The organism is Bacteroidota bacterium, from assembly GCA_005882315.1.
Classification (GTDB): domain Bacteria; phylum Bacteroidota; class Bacteroidia; order Chitinophagales; family Chitinophagaceae; genus VBAR01.
The window spans coordinates 759,232-775,639 of the sequence record VBAR01000003.1; the positions used below are offsets into that span (position 1 = coordinate 759,232).

The 16,408-nt window shown below is 37.7% G+C and carries 12 protein-coding genes; 10 read left to right on the forward strand and 2 right to left on the reverse strand.

All coding sequences use genetic code 11. The features are described 5' to 3' along the window. Nucleotides 1-69: 69 nt before the first annotated feature. The 10 genes from E6H07_16820 to E6H07_16865 all read left to right on the forward strand — a co-directional run bounded on the left by E6H07_16820 (nucleotide 70) and on the right by E6H07_16865 (nucleotide 14,344). Complete coding sequence (locus E6H07_16820; protein ID TMI63060.1) at nucleotides 70-285, forward strand: hypothetical protein; 216 nt, start codon at nucleotides 70-72, stop codon at nucleotides 283-285. 353 nt (nucleotides 286-638) lie between these two features. After that, a complete protein-coding gene (locus tag E6H07_16825) occupies nucleotides 639-3,539 on the forward strand; it encodes a hypothetical protein (protein ID TMI63061.1) in 2,901 nt (966 codons plus the stop codon). A 4-nt stretch (nucleotides 3,540-3,543) separates the two neighbouring features. Beyond that, complete coding sequence (locus E6H07_16830) at nucleotides 3,544-4,290, forward strand: response regulator transcription factor (GenBank protein TMI63062.1); 747 nt, start codon at nucleotides 3,544-3,546, stop codon at nucleotides 4,288-4,290. Nucleotides 4,291-4,712: 422 nt separating this feature from the next. Beyond that, on the forward strand, nucleotides 4,713-5,138 hold the full coding sequence (locus E6H07_16835; GenBank protein ID TMI63063.1) for a prepilin-type N-terminal cleavage/methylation domain-containing protein: 426 nt from the start codon (nucleotides 4,713-4,715) through the stop codon (nucleotides 5,136-5,138). Nucleotides 5,139-5,673: 535 nt separating this feature from the next. Continuing rightward, on the forward strand, nucleotides 5,674-7,098 hold the full coding sequence (locus E6H07_16840) for a type II/IV secretion system protein (protein TMI63064.1): 1,425 nt from the start codon (nucleotides 5,674-5,676) through the stop codon (nucleotides 7,096-7,098). 100 nt (nucleotides 7,099-7,198) lie between these two features. Next, entirely contained in the window at nucleotides 7,199-9,049 is a 1,851-nt protein-coding gene (locus E6H07_16845) for a general secretion pathway protein GspD (GenBank protein TMI63098.1), read from the forward strand. A 3-nt stretch (nucleotides 9,050-9,052) separates the two neighbouring features. After that, a complete protein-coding gene (locus E6H07_16850) occupies nucleotides 9,053-10,285 on the forward strand; it encodes a hypothetical protein (GenBank protein ID TMI63065.1) in 1,233 nt (410 codons plus the stop codon). Between the two features lie 528 nt (nucleotides 10,286-10,813). Beyond that, nucleotides 10,814-11,170 (forward strand): hypothetical protein, encoded by a 357-nt coding sequence (locus tag E6H07_16855; protein TMI63066.1) that lies wholly within the window; start codon nucleotides 10,814-10,816, stop codon nucleotides 11,168-11,170. Between the two features lie 7 nt (nucleotides 11,171-11,177). Further along, complete coding sequence (locus E6H07_16860; protein TMI63067.1) at nucleotides 11,178-11,675, forward strand: hypothetical protein; 498 nt, start codon at nucleotides 11,178-11,180, stop codon at nucleotides 11,673-11,675. Nucleotides 11,676-11,713: 38 nt separating this feature from the next. After that, nucleotides 11,714-14,344, forward strand: coding sequence for a PKD domain-containing protein (locus E6H07_16865; protein TMI63068.1), 2,631 nt, complete (start codon nucleotides 11,714-11,716; stop codon nucleotides 14,342-14,344). Between the two features lie 75 nt (nucleotides 14,345-14,419). Here the strand turns inward: E6H07_16865 and E6H07_16870 are convergent, their stop codons facing one another. Next, on the reverse strand, nucleotides 14,420-15,013 hold the full coding sequence (locus E6H07_16870; GenBank protein TMI63069.1) for a hypothetical protein: 594 nt from the start codon (nucleotides 15,011-15,013) through the stop codon (nucleotides 14,420-14,422). A 22-nt stretch (nucleotides 15,014-15,035) separates the two neighbouring features. Further along, a partial coding sequence (locus tag E6H07_16875; protein TMI63070.1) for a hypothetical protein occupies nucleotides 15,036-16,408 on the reverse strand: 1,373 nt, incomplete at its 5' end.

The window sequence follows — 16,408 nt, forward strand, 5'->3', positions numbered from 1 at the left end:
CAAATTCTTGCCCTGTGATAAGAAAACAGAGATGTAGAATTAAATCGTAGGATTCTATTTCGAAGATGGATGCCCAAAACTTGCCAAATTGTAACTATTGAAGATCAATCAGGTTGCGTAAATATTGTGATATTTGAAAATCTGTTTCACCAGTACCGTAAAGAAATTCTGAATGCAACGGTACTAATGGTAGAGGGAAGGTTACAGGTCGAAGAAGAAGTAATTCATGTAATTGCAACGATATGTTATGTTGTATCAAAATTATTACGTTCATTTACAAGATAAGGTGAGCAACATTCTCTTTTAACCCTTTCCCTTGCTGACAAGAAACCATATCCCCCTACCTGATAAAAATAAAAAAGATTCAGGTTCCTTATGTTATATGTATAGCCATTACCATTAGTTACTCTTACTAAAAAAAGTTCAATAAGAAAGAATCAGATAATTATTATGCGCGAAGACTTTCGTACTATCAGATCAATGAATTTATGAGATTTTTGTGAACTCAAATACATAATTTAATAAGGTTGTGTCGTGATCGGATATACTGAAAACGTTAATATCAACGTTGCTTTTTATGCAAAACTGTATATTTAAACATCCCATAGTCGAATAACCAACCACCATAATTTCTCCTGATGATTAGAATCGTTATGAGTCTCTCCTTTCTCTGCCTTGCTTCCACTCTCTCATATACTCAATATGAGCCTGTACGAAATTTTTCGGTGAAAGATGGATTACCCTCCAGCGTTGTGTATGATTGTTTACAGGATAAACAGGGTTTTATATGGTTTGCTACTGCCGCAGGGCTCGCAAGATTTGATGGATCAAATTTTAAAATTTTTACAACAGAAAACGGTCTCACTAATAACGAAATACTGCAAATAGGACTAGATAAGGATGGTAGCATCTGGATCTTTCCCTTTGGAGCAACAACTTGTATTTATGATCCTGTTACCCAGAAGCTTTATAACGAAAATAATTATGCTGAACTTAAGAAAGTTAAGGACTTATTTGTGCAGCTTCTTGTCCGAAATTCGGCTGCCGGGCTTATCGGGTATACAGTCCGGGAAACATTCTTCTTTGAAAATAAAAAAGTCAGGAAATCAGAAGTAGGGGAAAGTAAAGATGTGTGGTTGATCAATAAAGATAGCATCCTTTTTTTTCATAAAGGGGAAGAAACCTTTTTATTTACGAACGGAAAAAGAATGCCTGTGAATTTTCCGGGTGCTGAAGTAAACACTGTTTTTTCACGCTCTCCGGATTGGGGTCGATGGAAAATATTTATTGACTCGACTTTAACCAGGCTTAACCTTTATGAGTATACAAATGATGGACAGATACGACACAGAGCTTTTTTTAAAAGTAATTTTCTGATTAATAGCGTAAACAAATACGGTAACAAAATTTATATATCTACAATGAACGGTATTTATGTAACGGACACCTTACTGCGGCAACTGAATTATTCCTTTCAAGGGAAAAATATCAGTAGGGCTTTTGTCGATAAAAGCGGCAATGAATGGCTTTGTTCACTATCTGGCGAGGGTGTTTATATGCGTTTAAAGAATGAAGTTAAACAGTATGATATTACTTCCGGGCTACTTAATGACAATGTAACTTCCGTAAAGATGACGCTGAATAACCTATTGATCTGTGGCGACGGTAATGGTCATGTTTATACGATCGATCCTGCAAAGAATAATATCCGCCCTTCCGTTCTGGAAAAGTTCCCGGAAGCTATCCGTGGAATAGAATTATTTAATAAGTCGATCATTGCTTATTCAAGTTATAAACTGATGGTTAATGAAAAGGTTCTTCCTGATCATGTTGGCGCTATTAAATCAGCAATTCCAGATTCGAACGGAAATCTATTAATTGGATCACACCAAAAGCTTGAGCTTTATGATATATCCAGTGGCCAGACTGAAATTATTAAAGGTGATCCCCGGTTCGTAACGCTTTGCTATTCCCAGGGAGATTTGTACTATGGTAATAATAAGGGGCTTTTCAAAATCGAATCGATTAAGCCCTATGTTGAAGTGCCCATTAAAGATAGTTTGAATGTGTTAAGCAAGCCAATTAATCATTTGGCTTCAACACCGGATGGAATCTTATGGGTTGCGACAAATAATGACGGTGTCCTTGCTTTAAGAAATGATAAAATACTGGGGCATTTCACTATTTCTTCCAGGTCCTCATTAACAAGCAACATCTGCAAAAAAATTTTTGTAGATGAAAAAAAAGGATTGATTTGGACAGCTACCAATAAAGGTGTTAACAGGATAAGATACTCCCTTTCAGCAAGGTCTCTCAGCGCAACAATTACTGCAATTACTTCTTCGGAAGGATTAAATGACGATGACGTGAACGACATCTGTGTGAAAAATGGAAAAGTATATGCCGCTACGATAAAAGGCATATGTGTTTTTAATACAGATCTCATCAAAACAGAAGTGCCGGTAGTTATCACAGACATTTTTATAAAGAATTATTCTTCTCCGGATACCAGTAATTTTCTTAAGCCGGATTATGTTTTGAATTACACACAAAACAATATTTCAATAAACTTTGCAGGAATTTGTTATACGTGTAATAAGAAGATCGATTACCAATATCGCTTGATAAACAATGACGATGACACTTCATGGAAAACTATAAATGCTAATACGGTTGAGTTTGTTGGATTGCAACCAGGAGATTATACTTTTCAGGTACATACCGATTCTGCCAATGTAAAGGAAATCAGGTTTCACATCCGAAAAGCATTCTGGCAAACAAACTTTTTTTACTTTTTGATAGCGTTAAGTATAGCAGCGTTGTTTATTTTATCCGTAAAATATATTGTCCACCAGGTAAAGAAAAGGGAACTTGAAAAGACAGCAGTCAATAAAAAGTTTGCTGAGCTTGAGTTTCAGGCCTTGCAGGCCCAGATGAACCCGCATTTCCTTTTTAATTCAATGAACTCCCTCCAGAATTTTATACTAAAAAATGAATCCGAAAATGCGAGTGAATACCTTGCGGATTTTGCCCGCCTTATGCGACTATTCCTGGAGGCGTCGAGGGAGAAGTATATTGAATTAGCTACGGAGATCGAATTGTTGGAAAAGTATATTATACTCGAGCTGGTCCGTCTTAAACATCCGTTTGCTTACCGGATCATGGTAGAGCCGGGTATTGAGATGGACAAAAAGATCCCCTCTGTAATTATCCAGCCCTTTATCGAAAATGCCATCCTTCATGGACTTCGGTACAGGGATGATAACAACGGCCTCCTCAATATTTTGTTTACGATGAAAGGAAGCGTGCTCCAATGCCAAATAGAGGATAATGGTATAGGACGTTCTGAAGCCGAAAAGATCAATGCAGCAAAGGTTGCAAAATATAAGTCCCAGGGTTTAAAGTTGATCGACGAAAAAATAAGAACCTTAAAAGAGGCCAACAATGTGGACATACGCATTTTAATAAAAGATAATTTCAATGAAAATGGATCTCCATCTGGAACAACAGTGACTATCAACTTTAACCAAACAGCTTAAACACATGCTGAGAACTATTCTTATTGACGACGAGGCAAAAGCCCGTGAAAATCTCAGGATACTTTTAACCAGGTATTGCAAAGATGATATTGAATTGATCGAAGAATGCGATACAATTGAAAAAGCGTATACGAGTGTCAATGAGTTAAGACCACATCTTATTTTTCTCGATATAGAAATGGGGCGGGCGTCTGGTTTTGATTTGCTTAACCGGTTCAAACAATATCCATTTAAGGTGGTATTTATTACCGCATTTGATCAATACGCGATCAAAGCTATCAGATTTTCAGCGCTGGATTATTTACTCAAACCAGTATCTGTTACTGATCTGCGAAACGCAGTAAGCAAGGTAAAAAAATCGATCCATTCGGAAAGGGAATTACATTTCGAAACCCTTTTAAATTTTATCAATAACCCTCAAAGGAAATCGAATCGTATAGCGATCCCAGTTCAAAATGGTTATCACCTGATCCCGGTGGACCAGATCATGTATTGCGAGGCACATAAGGAGTATACCTATATTAATCTTTTCAAAAAAGAAACCATTTGTTCATCCTTGAATCTTGGAGAGTATGAAGAATTGCTGGAGGGCTATGACTTTTTCAGGGTTCATCATTCTTATTTAGTCAATCGCCAGTACATTCAAAACTATATACGGGGAGAGGGTGGGGAGATCGTTATCAACCACCAACAACGCATCCCGATAAGCCGAAGAAAAAAAGAAGATTTTTTGCGCTGGTTAAAACAATAAACCTCCTGGATGGGTGTTACCACTTATTATGTTATCCTGCCAGTTATTAAATATGGCTTCCATTTCTTTATTCTGTTAATAATTTCATTGGAGAGAGACTCAAACTCCATTAACCTTGACCTTATCCTTAAGAATTAAATCTTTATTCGTCAAAAACGAAAATGCAAGGCTTTTCACTCTATCGTTGAAAAATTAAATACCAATTGTGCTAATGATTCCTAACGACTACTGTCGCTATGAGATTTGTTTCGCATCTTCCGATCATGTTCAAAAAAAATGATCAGCGCATCATTTCAGTTTGATCGTTCGAAAAAAGTGAAGCAATAGAGAGGTCGTCCTTTCGAAAATGATTATTGACAAAGCGCCGAATAACTATGAGGCTCTCATTAGTTAATATTTTAAATGATCGTCAAACATGAACTATGCGAAGTGAAAAGAAATTATTTCCTGGTCATTCACAACTTTCAGCATTCACACTTACTGAAGTACTTGTTGTACTTATTATCATCGGGATACTAATTCTGCTGGCGCTCCCCAGTTTAATGCCGCTGATCACAAAAGCAAAGAGTACAGAGGCAAAGATCCAATTGCAACATCTTTATACGCTGGAAAAAACATTCTTCTTTGAAAATTCAAAATATTCCATTGATCTCTCGGAAGTCGCTTTTGAGCAGCAACCATTGACTTCTAATGGCGGGCAGGCGAATTATAAAATTGAAATAACTGAAGCTTCCGGAAATAGTTTTAAAGCCAGGGCAACGGCCGTAGTAGATTTTGATGGAGATGGCAATTATAATATTTGGGAAATAGATCACAATAAAAACTTAAAAGAAACAACAAAGGATTAGAAATGCAGTTTGTTGGTTTGTTCATATTGGGCGTTTCAGCCACGGTATTAATTTACCAGGACCTCAGATCAAGGTTGATTAGCTGGATTATGTTTCCATTGATCCTGGTGGCAGGAATTATGTATTCGTTGGACAACGCTTCTTTTTCTATAAGAGGATTTTTGAAAAACACGTCTTTCAACCTGTTATTTCTCATTACACAGTTTATTATTTTGAAGACCGTATTTTTTTTAAGGACGGGAAATAGAAATGCAATTGCCGATCGACTTATCGGCTGGGGGGATATTCTATTTTTGATCTGTTGCTGCGTGTTTTTTTCCCCGATCAATTTTATCCTGTTCTATTGTCTAAGTCTCATATTTATTCTTTTTGTTCATTTGATAGTAAGGTATTGGAGCAAAAAGTACCGCAGTGCTAATACTGTTCCGATGGCCGGTCTGCAGGCATTATTTCTTTTTACCTATATAATATTCGGTGAGCTATTAAATATTAGTTTATCAATTGATACCTGGATACTGAAATACCTGATCGACTCATGAGCAATAAACAAAATCTAAGTCCCAAAGTGCTATCCTATCTTACCAGTAAACAAGCCTGGTATTATAAGGTACTGCCTTTTGATGTCGCAAATGGGAGCTTGTATTTTTATAGCGTCGAGGTCGAAAATAGCGTATTACTTGAAAACGAACTTGAGCTAATAACAGGTAAAAAGGCTATCCTCAACAACGTGACGCCAGAGAAATTAGCAGAATTGTTACATTACTATTATCCGAATGAAAATTCGGATATGAGGAAGCAGGACAATTATTTTAATGGTAATCCTGACATATTCCTACCGTTGCTGATAAAGGAAGCCAGGAATCTTAAGAGCAGCGATATACATATTGAAGCATTTGAGGAGTTCTGCAGGGCGAGAATAAGAATTGATGGAATGCTGGTACGCAGGTACCTGCTTGACAGGAAACAATATCCTTCTTTTATCAATAGGATAAAGATCATTGCCAATCTTGATATCGCTGAAAAACGGCTGCCACAGGATGGAAGGATCTTATTTGAAGTTGACGGTGTTAAGTTTGATATACGGGTTTCAGTACTACCTACATTGCATGGTGAGAAGATCGTTTTGCGTTTATTGAATAATGATGCTACAGATATCAATATAGATTCACTGGGGTTCTCAGAATTTGATCTCAAAAATTATCTTGAAGGGATAAAAAAACCTAATGGCATACTGCTTATCAGCGGGCCGACCGGATCCGGAAAAACAACAACACTTTATGCAACCCTTAAACTATTAAATCAGGAATCAAGAAATATTCTCACCATTGAGGACCCGGTTGAATACACACTTGAAGGGATCAACCAGGTGCAACTTAAAGAATCCATTGGGTTGAATTTTACCGCCGCCTTGAGGACTTTTCTAAGGCAGGATCCCGATATCATTATGTTAGGTGAGATCAGGGATGGAGAAACTGCGAATATGGCGATACGGGCCGCATTGACAGGACATCTTGTTCTCTCAACTATCCATACGAATTCAGCCTGGGGGATCGTATCCAGGTTAATTGATATGGGAATTGCGCCGTATCTGTTAGCCAATACATTGAATACGGCCGTAGCTCAGCGATTGATTCGTTTGTTGTGTCGGCATTGCAAAATAAAAATGCCGTTGAATAATTCAATATATCCAAGAAAATTCAAACCCTTCCGTTCGGTAGAGTTTCATTACACGGCAAAGGGATGTGCTGAATGTTTTGGAACAGGTTATAAAGGAAGAAAAGCGGTGTACGAAGTCATTCAGATCGATGAAGAGTTTTCTGAGCAGATCAAGAGCAGTAACTATAATGTTACAGCCAAGATCAGGGAAAAAGGAATAAAGTCACTTACTGAAAATGCATTTGAGCTATTTGAAACTGGCGAGACAAGCCTGGATGAAATATATTCTTTATTAATAAATTAAAAGGCCAACAGTGAGAAAAACTTATTTACGCTTGATATTGGGATTGCTGTCATTGTTGGTGATAGGATCTGTCTATTCACAAAAAGACCGGATAGTTGAAATTGAGCAGCATCTCAAAACATTATCAGAAAATGTAGCCGGTCTAAACCAAAAAGTTGAGGTGTCAATATCCAATGGAGCGTTGCATGAATTCTTAAAAGGGCTTGCTGTTGCGCATAATCTGAATTTCAATATTGCCCCGGATATCAATAAGCGCATCACGGCATTTTTCTCCAATGAAAGAATGGAAACTGTTCTGGTATATCTTGCCCGGCAATATGATCTCGATTATTCATTTACCGGGAATATCATTTCCATCTCAAATTATATTGATCCAAATTCAATTAGCCGTTCAGGGCCAAAAGAAATAAGCATCCTTTTTACCCCGGGGACACAAACATTTACAATGGATCTTAAAGATGATTCATTGGTAACTGTTGCAAAAAAGATCACTCAATACTCGGGGCGAAATATAATGGTGTTGCCAGAATTGTATCCGAAAAGGATATCGGGTTATGTGCAGGATATGACAGCACAGAACGCAATTGAAAAACTGGCGATCGCCAATTTATTTAAAGTCACTAAAACAAATGATAATTCCTTTTTACTGGAAGCGTTGAAACCCGATGAAGAAATAGTTGCAAAATCAATGATTGATCCAAATTCAGATTTTGCAATAAGAAAAGTAAACAGGAATTCGGGACAATCTTCATCGGGCACCTATAACATTTCACTTGATTCCGCCGGTAAAAAACAAATAACACTTAACATCGTCAACTTGCCGATAAAAGATGTAATTAAAAATATTGCCGAACAAGCTTCCATAAACTACTTTGTCTATTCAGATCTGCTGGGCAATGCTACTGCTACGGTCTATAAACTGGAATTCGATAAAGTTCTAAACTACATTTTACAGGGCACCAAATACACCTTTAATGTAAATAATGGTGTCTATATGATCGGGGACAGAAAAGATGAAGGGCTAAGAGCTCATAAATTAATACAGCTAAAATATCGTTCAGTTGATTCATTACTTCCCGCCATTCCCCAGGAATTGCGGCAAAATGTAGAGATCCAGGAATTCAAAGAATTAAACAGCTTTCTACTTAGCGGATCACAACCACAAATAAAGGAAATAGAAAATTTCGTAACGGAACTGGATAAAACGGTTCCGATGGTATTGATCGAGGTCATTCTCATGGATGTTAAGAAAAGTAAATCCATTCAAACAGGCATTACTATGGGAATATCAGATTCAGTAAAAACGGGAGGAACATTATTAGGAGGCCCCGGAACAGATTTCACGTTTGGATCAAATGATATAAACCGTTTTATTGATCAGATAGGGTTGAATAATGTATTCAATATTGGCAGAGTCACTCCAAATTTTTATGTCTCATTGAAGGCACTTGAGAATAATAGTAATGTGGAACTCCGCCAGACTCCGAAACTATCGGCATTAAATGGCCATACAGCTAACCTAAGTATTGGAAGTACCCGTTACTATTCTGTCCGAACACAAAATGTTATCGGTTCCTTAACTCCACAAACGGTAGTAACAGAGCAATACATACCAGTCGAAGCAAGTCTTGCAATAGACATTGAGCCTTTTGTATCCGGTGACCAGCAGATTACATTAAACATCAATATTGATATTTCTGATTTTCTGTTCAATACACCGATAAATGTTCCTCCTCCCTCTGCAAGTAGTAAGTTCAGATCGATCATCAGGGTAAAAAATGAAGAAATGATTGTATTAGGGGGTATTGAAAGAACCGAAAAGAGTGAAGAAGGGTCAGGAACGCCTTTTTTGTCAAGAATACCTCTTATCAAATGGCTTTTTAGTAGTCGCACCAAAGTAGATAGCAAAACGGTTTCTGTAGTATTTATAAAACCGACAATAATAAATTGATTTATGTGGCGGAAGGCTGAACAAAAAATACTTCAAATAAAAAAAGCCGCCGGGGTAGAGATCATCTTTCTCGAAGGTGATAAATATTATATTAATATAAATCAAACAATTTCCAGGAATAATGCGATCATCAATGAGAAAGAAATTCACTCACTCGAAAGAATTGAGCAAATCGAAGGGCAGATTGCAAAAGATATTCCTTTATCCATTGTACTGAATGGAAAGGGAATACTCTTAAAAAAAATTGTGGGCCCTGCTTCGAATGGGTTATTGCAATCCGTAATACCGAATGCCAATCCCGATGATTTTTATTATGATCTTCTGGAAGGTGAAAACAACAATTTTATTGGAATAGCCCGGAGAGAAACCATCAATAGTATCATCACAGAATTGAAACAAATGGGATACAAAATAATATCTGTTTCGCTAGGGCTTTCTGTATTACCCAATATCCTGCCTTTCATTAAACAGGGAATGAAGAATGAACTTGAATCGGATTCCTTATTGATACAAATTGACAATAACGAGATCACTTCATTCAGCGTAAAGGACAGGGTTAATAACAATAAATACCAACCCCGTGAATACCTTGTGGCTAATCAATATGTAAAGCCTGCGAATATTTTATCATTCGCAGCCGCCGCAGGACTTTTTGCTGACGACATCAGGTCAGCAAACCCAATGAATGCGGCGTTGCTGAATGAAGAAAGGAAAGAATATCGTTCCTACAGGTTATTCAGGTTTGCAGTCATAGGTTTTCTGACATCGCTTTTCGCTTTATTGCTGATTAATTTTTTTATATACAATCATTATTTCATTAAGAACAGGGATCTCCAGACTTCCAGTACATTTTTATCAGAACAAAACCAATCATTTCAGCAATTGAGTAAAGATGTTAAGAGAAAGGAAAAATTCTTAAACCAGGTCGGCTGGACCAGTATGAGCCGAACCAGTTTTTATGCCGACAGGATCGCAGGGCTGGCTCCTCCGGAACTAATGTTTACCAATTTGCAGATTTATCCGGCCAGGAGTAATTTCTTATCTGATGCAGCAGGTAATATTTTTAAAAAAGATACGATTGCTCTAAATGGAATTTGTGGCAACCCGGTCGACCTTAGCTTATTCGTGAATAACCTGAAAATTCTTGCAGATTTTAAAACCGTAACAATTAAAAGTTATCAATACCGTAGTGAAATTGAAAGTGGTTCTTTTCAAATGGAACTTATAACCCAGTGATCAAAAAACTTACATACCAGCAAAAATTAAAATTTTCAGGATTCTTTGCAATTCTGCTTTTAATTATTTGTTATAAGCTTTCATTTTCAAGAACGATCGAACAGTATAGAACCTTCAGGCAATACCAGCGGACTTTTTTGGCAAACAATCAGGATCTCAATGCTCTGCACTTACTAAAAGCAAAAAATAACTACTTACAGCAGATTCTCAACCGTTTTATTCTTGACACAGCAGATCAAACCCGGAATCTCCTTACTATAACAGGAGAGTTTTGTGATGAAAATGATCTCCGGATTGAGGAATATAAACCCTATCCGGTAGTACAAAGGGATTCTCTTAGCATACTTATGAGAAGTGTAACGCTAAGTGGCAAATTCACTTCCTGTCTTAAACTGATTTACTTCCTCGAAACAAGATCGGATGCTGGTAGGGTCGGCTCTGTTCAGTTTAAAAGTATTGCACTCCCTTCGAGATCTGAAACCTCGCTTACGTGTACAATTTTTATTCAAAACCTAATGACAGAACAAAATGAAAAAAAATAATTTTCTGATTTTGTTGGCATTAATTTTTTTTAGCTGTGTGGCAGCGTATGAAATAGATATATCCCGGAGGAAAGTCGTCCTGCTTGCACCGGTCAACAATCTGAGTACAACTGAACCAATGCATACTTTTTACTGGGCCCTGGTCGACGGTGCAGGTCAATATCAATTGCAGATAGTTTCGCCCAGGTTTGATTCAATTGTGCGCCTGGTGGTCGATACTACATTGGATAGAAATACTTTCCCGATCGTTTTAGCCATCGGAACTTATCAATGGCGGGTAAGAGCAAAGAACAGTGCTTATAATTCTGAATTTAGTGATGTCTGGAATCTCATAATTCAATAACGGGTTAATGAATCCCAAAAAAATACGATATTATCTTTTAGCAGGAGTTCTGACAATATGGGGCCTGATCATCTTCAGGATCGTAAAAGGATTAGATCAGGATGCTGCCATGCCGCCTGTGAAAAAAATAATTGCAAAACTCAAACTTGACGATCCACAGGACAGCTTTACTTTATTTGCCAATTATCCTGACCCATTCATAAAAGCAAATGATGATAATGGAAGATCAGGGGCAAACGCTGAGATCCCATTTCAAAATAACCCTGTTACTAATATTAGACCTGTACTTGAAAAACCTCGATACGATTTCAGCACGGTGGTTTACAGGGGCATGATCAATAACCAGGTAACAAAAAAGAAAATTGCCTTTATTTCGGTGGCAGGTAAAGATTATACTGTCAAAGAAGGTGATATAATTGAATCGCTAAAGATCAGGAAGATAACTGGCACACAAATAATAGTTTTTGCAGAGGGAAAATCATCTTCTATTATGCTGAAAAAATAATAAGTTTTGTATATTACTTCAAAGATTTTCCAGGCAAAATGAACCTGAAAATACCATTTACTATACTGCTTTTAATATTAAATCTTTATTCCATTTCACAACAATGGAATAACTGGTATTTTGGCGCGAGGGCAGGTATTACCTTTAATTCCGGCAGCCCTGTTGTGATAACCAATAGTTTTATGAATGCTAGTGAAGGCTGTGCCACGGTGAGCAATAGTGCAGGTAGCATTCTTTTCTATACGGATGGAATAAAAGTCTGGGACCGGACAAATAATTTCATGCCTAATGGAACGAATTTGTTTGGGCATGGTTCGACAACCCATGCAGCCATCGTTGTCCCGAAACCAAGAGATACGAATCGTTATTATGTTTTTACAGCTGATGCTGCTGATCATGATTTTACAAATGGATATCGTTATTCAGAAGTAGATATGACATTGAATGGTGGTCTGGGAGATGTAACGGCAAACAGGAATGTACTTCTCTACACCCCATGCACTGAAAAACTGGCTGCTGTAAGACATCCCAACGGAATTGACTATTGGGTCATTACCAAAGAATGGAATAATAATCGTTACCGGGTGTATAAGATTGATTGTGGCGGGATCAATACAACACCTATAATTTCAGATGTGGGTGTGATCCATGGGGGTACAACACAACCATATTTTGGTGGTATTGGCACGATCAAAGTATCACCTGACGGAAGAAAAATAGCTGCGGCCATAACAGGAGGACCTGGTTGTGGTGTACAAATATTGGATTTTAATACAGCTACGGGACAGCTCTCCAACCCGGTATTCCTGACTGGTTATTTTGAGCCGGCCCTGCGTCCTTATGGTGTTGAGTTTTCACCCAATTCCTCTCTGCTATATGTCAGTTCAGGTAACAATAAAGATGTATTTCAATATGACCTGTCATCCAATAATGAGACCACCATCAATGCATCGAAGTATACAACCATCACCAATGACTTTCACAATGCCATGCAACTCGGCCCCGATAATAAGATTTATGTCACAGATTTTTTTTCGGATCATTTGAGTGTTATTAATAACCCCGATGTTTATGGAGTAGGGATGAATTTTGCCGAAGCGGTGATTGCATTAAATGGTCGTCTTTGTTTTGCAGGGTTGCCTGCGATCATCGGAAATTCAACTGCAGCGCCACTGCCTCCTATTGATTTTACTTACTCGTTCATTAATTGTTACGTGCAATTCTCGGGAACTACCAATGGATTATCGGGCACCTTTAGATGGCATTGGGATTTTGGAGATGGTGTTACGGACACATTTCAAACTGTAAGACATTCGTACAGGGGTTCGGGTAGTTATAATGTACAGCTTACAGTTTATTCAACCAGTCCTTGCGGTGTCAGTGATACATTTCGAATATCAAAACCTGTTATTATCAATAATGTTTTCTCTGTCGATTTTTTGAATACAGGGAATTGTGCAAACCAGATTTATCAATTCACAGATAATACAGTTTTGAATACAGGTGCAATAACAGGTTATAGCTGGGATTTTGGTGACGGGAATAATTCGGTTCAGCAAAGCCCGGCACATAGCTATGCTAGTCCGGGTGTCTTTACGGTGAAGTTTGTGGTTTCAACGAGTGGTGTTTGTCGCGCCGATAGTATTGAAAAGACAATCTTTGTTGATACGAGACCTGTCGTTGATTTTAGCTTCGTTGGTGGATGTAAAGACTCAGCGATACTATTGACCGATGCGTCAAGCAATGCAACTGGCGGCGTTGCACAATGGACCTGGGACTTTGGAAATGGAAACACTTCAACTATTCAAAACCCTACTGCTAATTATTCTATTCCTGGCAATTTTAATGTGACACTTACAGCAATATCTCAGCATGGGTGCCGGGGCTCGTTAATAAAACCAATCAGCATCGAAAGTGCCCCGACTGCAGACTATAGTTTTAATACCGTGTGCCTTGGCAAACCAGTAACGTTTACTGATAACTCAACAAACAGTTTAGGAAATATAATAAGTTGGCAATGGAATTTTGGAGACAATTCGGGTTCGACACTTCGAAATCCTGTTCATTCTTTTATGCAAGAAGGAGATTTCCCAGTAACGTTAATTGCCTCAACACAAAATGGATGCAATTCTATCAGTCATCTGGAAACTTTGATCGTAAGGCAGGCGATCGCCAATGCAGGCAGAGATACTATTGCTGTATATAATGAGCCCATTCAGTTGAATGGATCCGGAGGTGCAAACTATCAATGGTCCCCTTCTGCATTTTTGAATAATTCAAATATCGCTAATCCAGTTGCGACGCTTACGAATGACCAGGTATTTAGTTTAAACATTACAACAGCGCAGGGTTGTACAGGAACTGATAACGTATCCATTACTGTGGTTAAAACATTTGATATATATGTGCCTTCTGGTTTTACTCCCAATGGTGATGGAAAGAATGAATTGCTTCAACCTTATCCTCTTGGGATAAGAGAGATGGAGTATTTCAGGATCTTCAACCGATGGGGACAGATGGTATTTGCAAGTAAGAACTCGAGTGATGGTTGGAATGGGAAGCTGAATGGCATCAATCAACCAGTTGGTGTGTATGTGTGGATCATTAATGCAATTGATATCGCAGGAAAGCGGGTTGAAAGAAAAGGCACCTCAGTGCTGATCCGATAATTCAATTCTTGCTGGCATTGCCTAGTCTATAACACAATAAATCTCCAATATAAATATCATTAGACTAAAACAAAGCTATTTGCCTTTAAATTCTGGTACCATAAAATAAAATGGCCCATAAAATAAAACACTGTCTATTTCAATGCTATTTTTAGTTTTCACAAATTCAATTTCAATTAAACCTTTAACCTCTTGATCTGTTTTAAAGTTGATGGTATTAAGAGTCAGCTTTTCTTTAATAGGGGTCCAATCACTATTTGGCATTTTACTCTCGGTAAAATTGGATATAAAATAGCCATCAAAAATTTTTAGTGACAGCAAATAGTCTTTAAGAGCATTGCTTCGAAGCTCAATTATTGTAGTATCCTTATTTACCATTCCGATACATCGGTTTAATCCAAACCTTTTGTCAAATTTATCTGCTACAAAAGCATTCACGACCTTTTTCACTTTGGGGTCCTCCACATTTGTAACCTCTGAAATCAATGAATCATTTCGATAAACCTGTAAAGAGGAAACACTTTCAGAATATGCCTTTGATTTAAAGAATTCGTCTTCCAAATTTGGATCGACCTTCACCTTATTTAAATTCTCTTTATTACTAATCTGCGCACAAGAAAAGTTGATAACCCAGCAAAGGATTGTCATGCTTAGTATTAATTTTCTCATTTTATATGGTTTTCATTTGTTATTAAAAGGTTTTAGGAAGAAATACCTCTCTAAGATACTGTGAAAAAGAATTATTTGGATTCGACATTTCAGGATTTTGAGAATAAATATTTACTTCCCACTGGTTAGCGAGATAATATACCATTGCCGCTTTTGGACGTGCACGCATTGGTATAATTGGGCTAGTGATGGTCCCCCAATGGTCAATGGTCAAATAACTTCCAAGACTTCCATGCGTTAAGCTAAACTTTGTACTCACCTTATCACTAAATTTATAACCATCATTATAAAAGGAAAGAGGTTGAATATGCCATCCAGTTCCCGCTACACTAATAGTCTTAGGATCAATAAACAAACCATCGCCTAAGACTTTTCCATCGCCGATAACAGGATAGCTTTCCGTTTCATAGTTTACATGCAGTTCATATTTTTGAGATATTTGTGACTCCCATGCGCCGTCTCCCCATAATTTTATCTCGTAGTTTACGAAATATTTAATAGTCCATTTTCTTCTATTAATATATCCTGTTTCATTCAGGCTTGAATTACCAGATTGATGATTTATAGTAAGGGAGTAAAGACTAGCCCCTACAAAACTTCCGTTATTAAAATACCATGTGGCACCACCCCAGGATTTTCCAGTCTCATCGATAATGTCTTTTATGTTATAACCGTTATTTATTAATTGCCCTATTTGTCCCAGAATCCTTGTAACATCACTGCTACCACTACCACCACTTCCATTTGTAAACCAACTGCCGTATCCCTCAAACCATTCCATTAGTCCTCCATTGATATGATCATAAACCATTCCATCAATTGCCGTCGTTCTATGAGGATTTTGACCGTGCCATTTGTTATTATTTACATCCCGATATGTAGACGGTCCTTCAGCCAGATCTCCCAAGGGGTCATTAAAATTAATAGGATTATTGTTAGCATAATGATAAACAGATAATTCAAAAGTCACTTCCGCTTTCGGGTCAACAGAATTAAATCTCCCCAAAACCGGATCATACTCTCTGAAAAAAGTACTGAAATAATCAACGATACCACTAAAATCATCCTGCCACCTGCTGCCTGCATTGTATAAATTATTATTGGGTGCTGAGGGTTGATAGTTGCCTGCCATTATCATTCCATATGGATAGTAACTGTTCTCTTGTCTTACTATTGCGCTACCGCTGTTATCTTCAAAGCTCACTCTTACATTGCCCTGGTGATCGGTAATAAAATACTCAAATGTAAAAGTGCTGCTTCCAGTTTTTCGTACTCTTCCTTCCGGCATGGCAAAACTTGTGAGGGCATTGCTATTATCAAACTCAAAGCCGCCAATATAGTTTATTGTTGTGCTGCTGCTGCCATCATAAATTGTTTTACTAAGCTTGCTGCCGC

What these genes read in the sequence shown, in the direction of transcription:
- E6H07_16850 (TMI63065.1), top strand. Translation starts at nt 9,053, where the DNA reads ATGTGGCGGAAGGCTGAACAAAAAATACTTCAAATAAAAAAAGCCGCC.
- E6H07_16835 (TMI63063.1), top strand. Translation starts at nt 4,713, where the DNA reads ATGCGAAGTGAAAAGAAATTATTTCCTGGTCATTCACAACTTTCAGCA.
- E6H07_16820 (TMI63060.1), top strand. Translation starts at nt 70, where the DNA reads ATGCCCAAAACTTGCCAAATTGTAACTATTGAAGATCAATCAGGTTGC.
- E6H07_16870 (TMI63069.1), bottom strand. Translation starts at nt 15,013, where the DNA reads ATGAGAAAATTAATACTAAGCATGACAATCCTTTGCTGGGTTATCAAC.
- E6H07_16860 (TMI63067.1), top strand. Translation starts at nt 11,178, where the DNA reads ATGAATCCCAAAAAAATACGATATTATCTTTTAGCAGGAGTTCTGACA.
- E6H07_16840 (TMI63064.1), top strand. Translation starts at nt 5,674, where the DNA reads ATGAGCAATAAACAAAATCTAAGTCCCAAAGTGCTATCCTATCTTACC.
- E6H07_16865 (TMI63068.1), top strand. Translation starts at nt 11,714, where the DNA reads ATGAACCTGAAAATACCATTTACTATACTGCTTTTAATATTAAATCTT.
- E6H07_16825 (TMI63061.1), top strand. Translation starts at nt 639, where the DNA reads ATGATTAGAATCGTTATGAGTCTCTCCTTTCTCTGCCTTGCTTCCACT.
- E6H07_16830 (TMI63062.1), top strand. Translation starts at nt 3,544, where the DNA reads ATGCTGAGAACTATTCTTATTGACGACGAGGCAAAAGCCCGTGAAAAT.
- E6H07_16855 (TMI63066.1), top strand. Translation starts at nt 10,814, where the DNA reads ATGAAAAAAAATAATTTTCTGATTTTGTTGGCATTAATTTTTTTTAGC.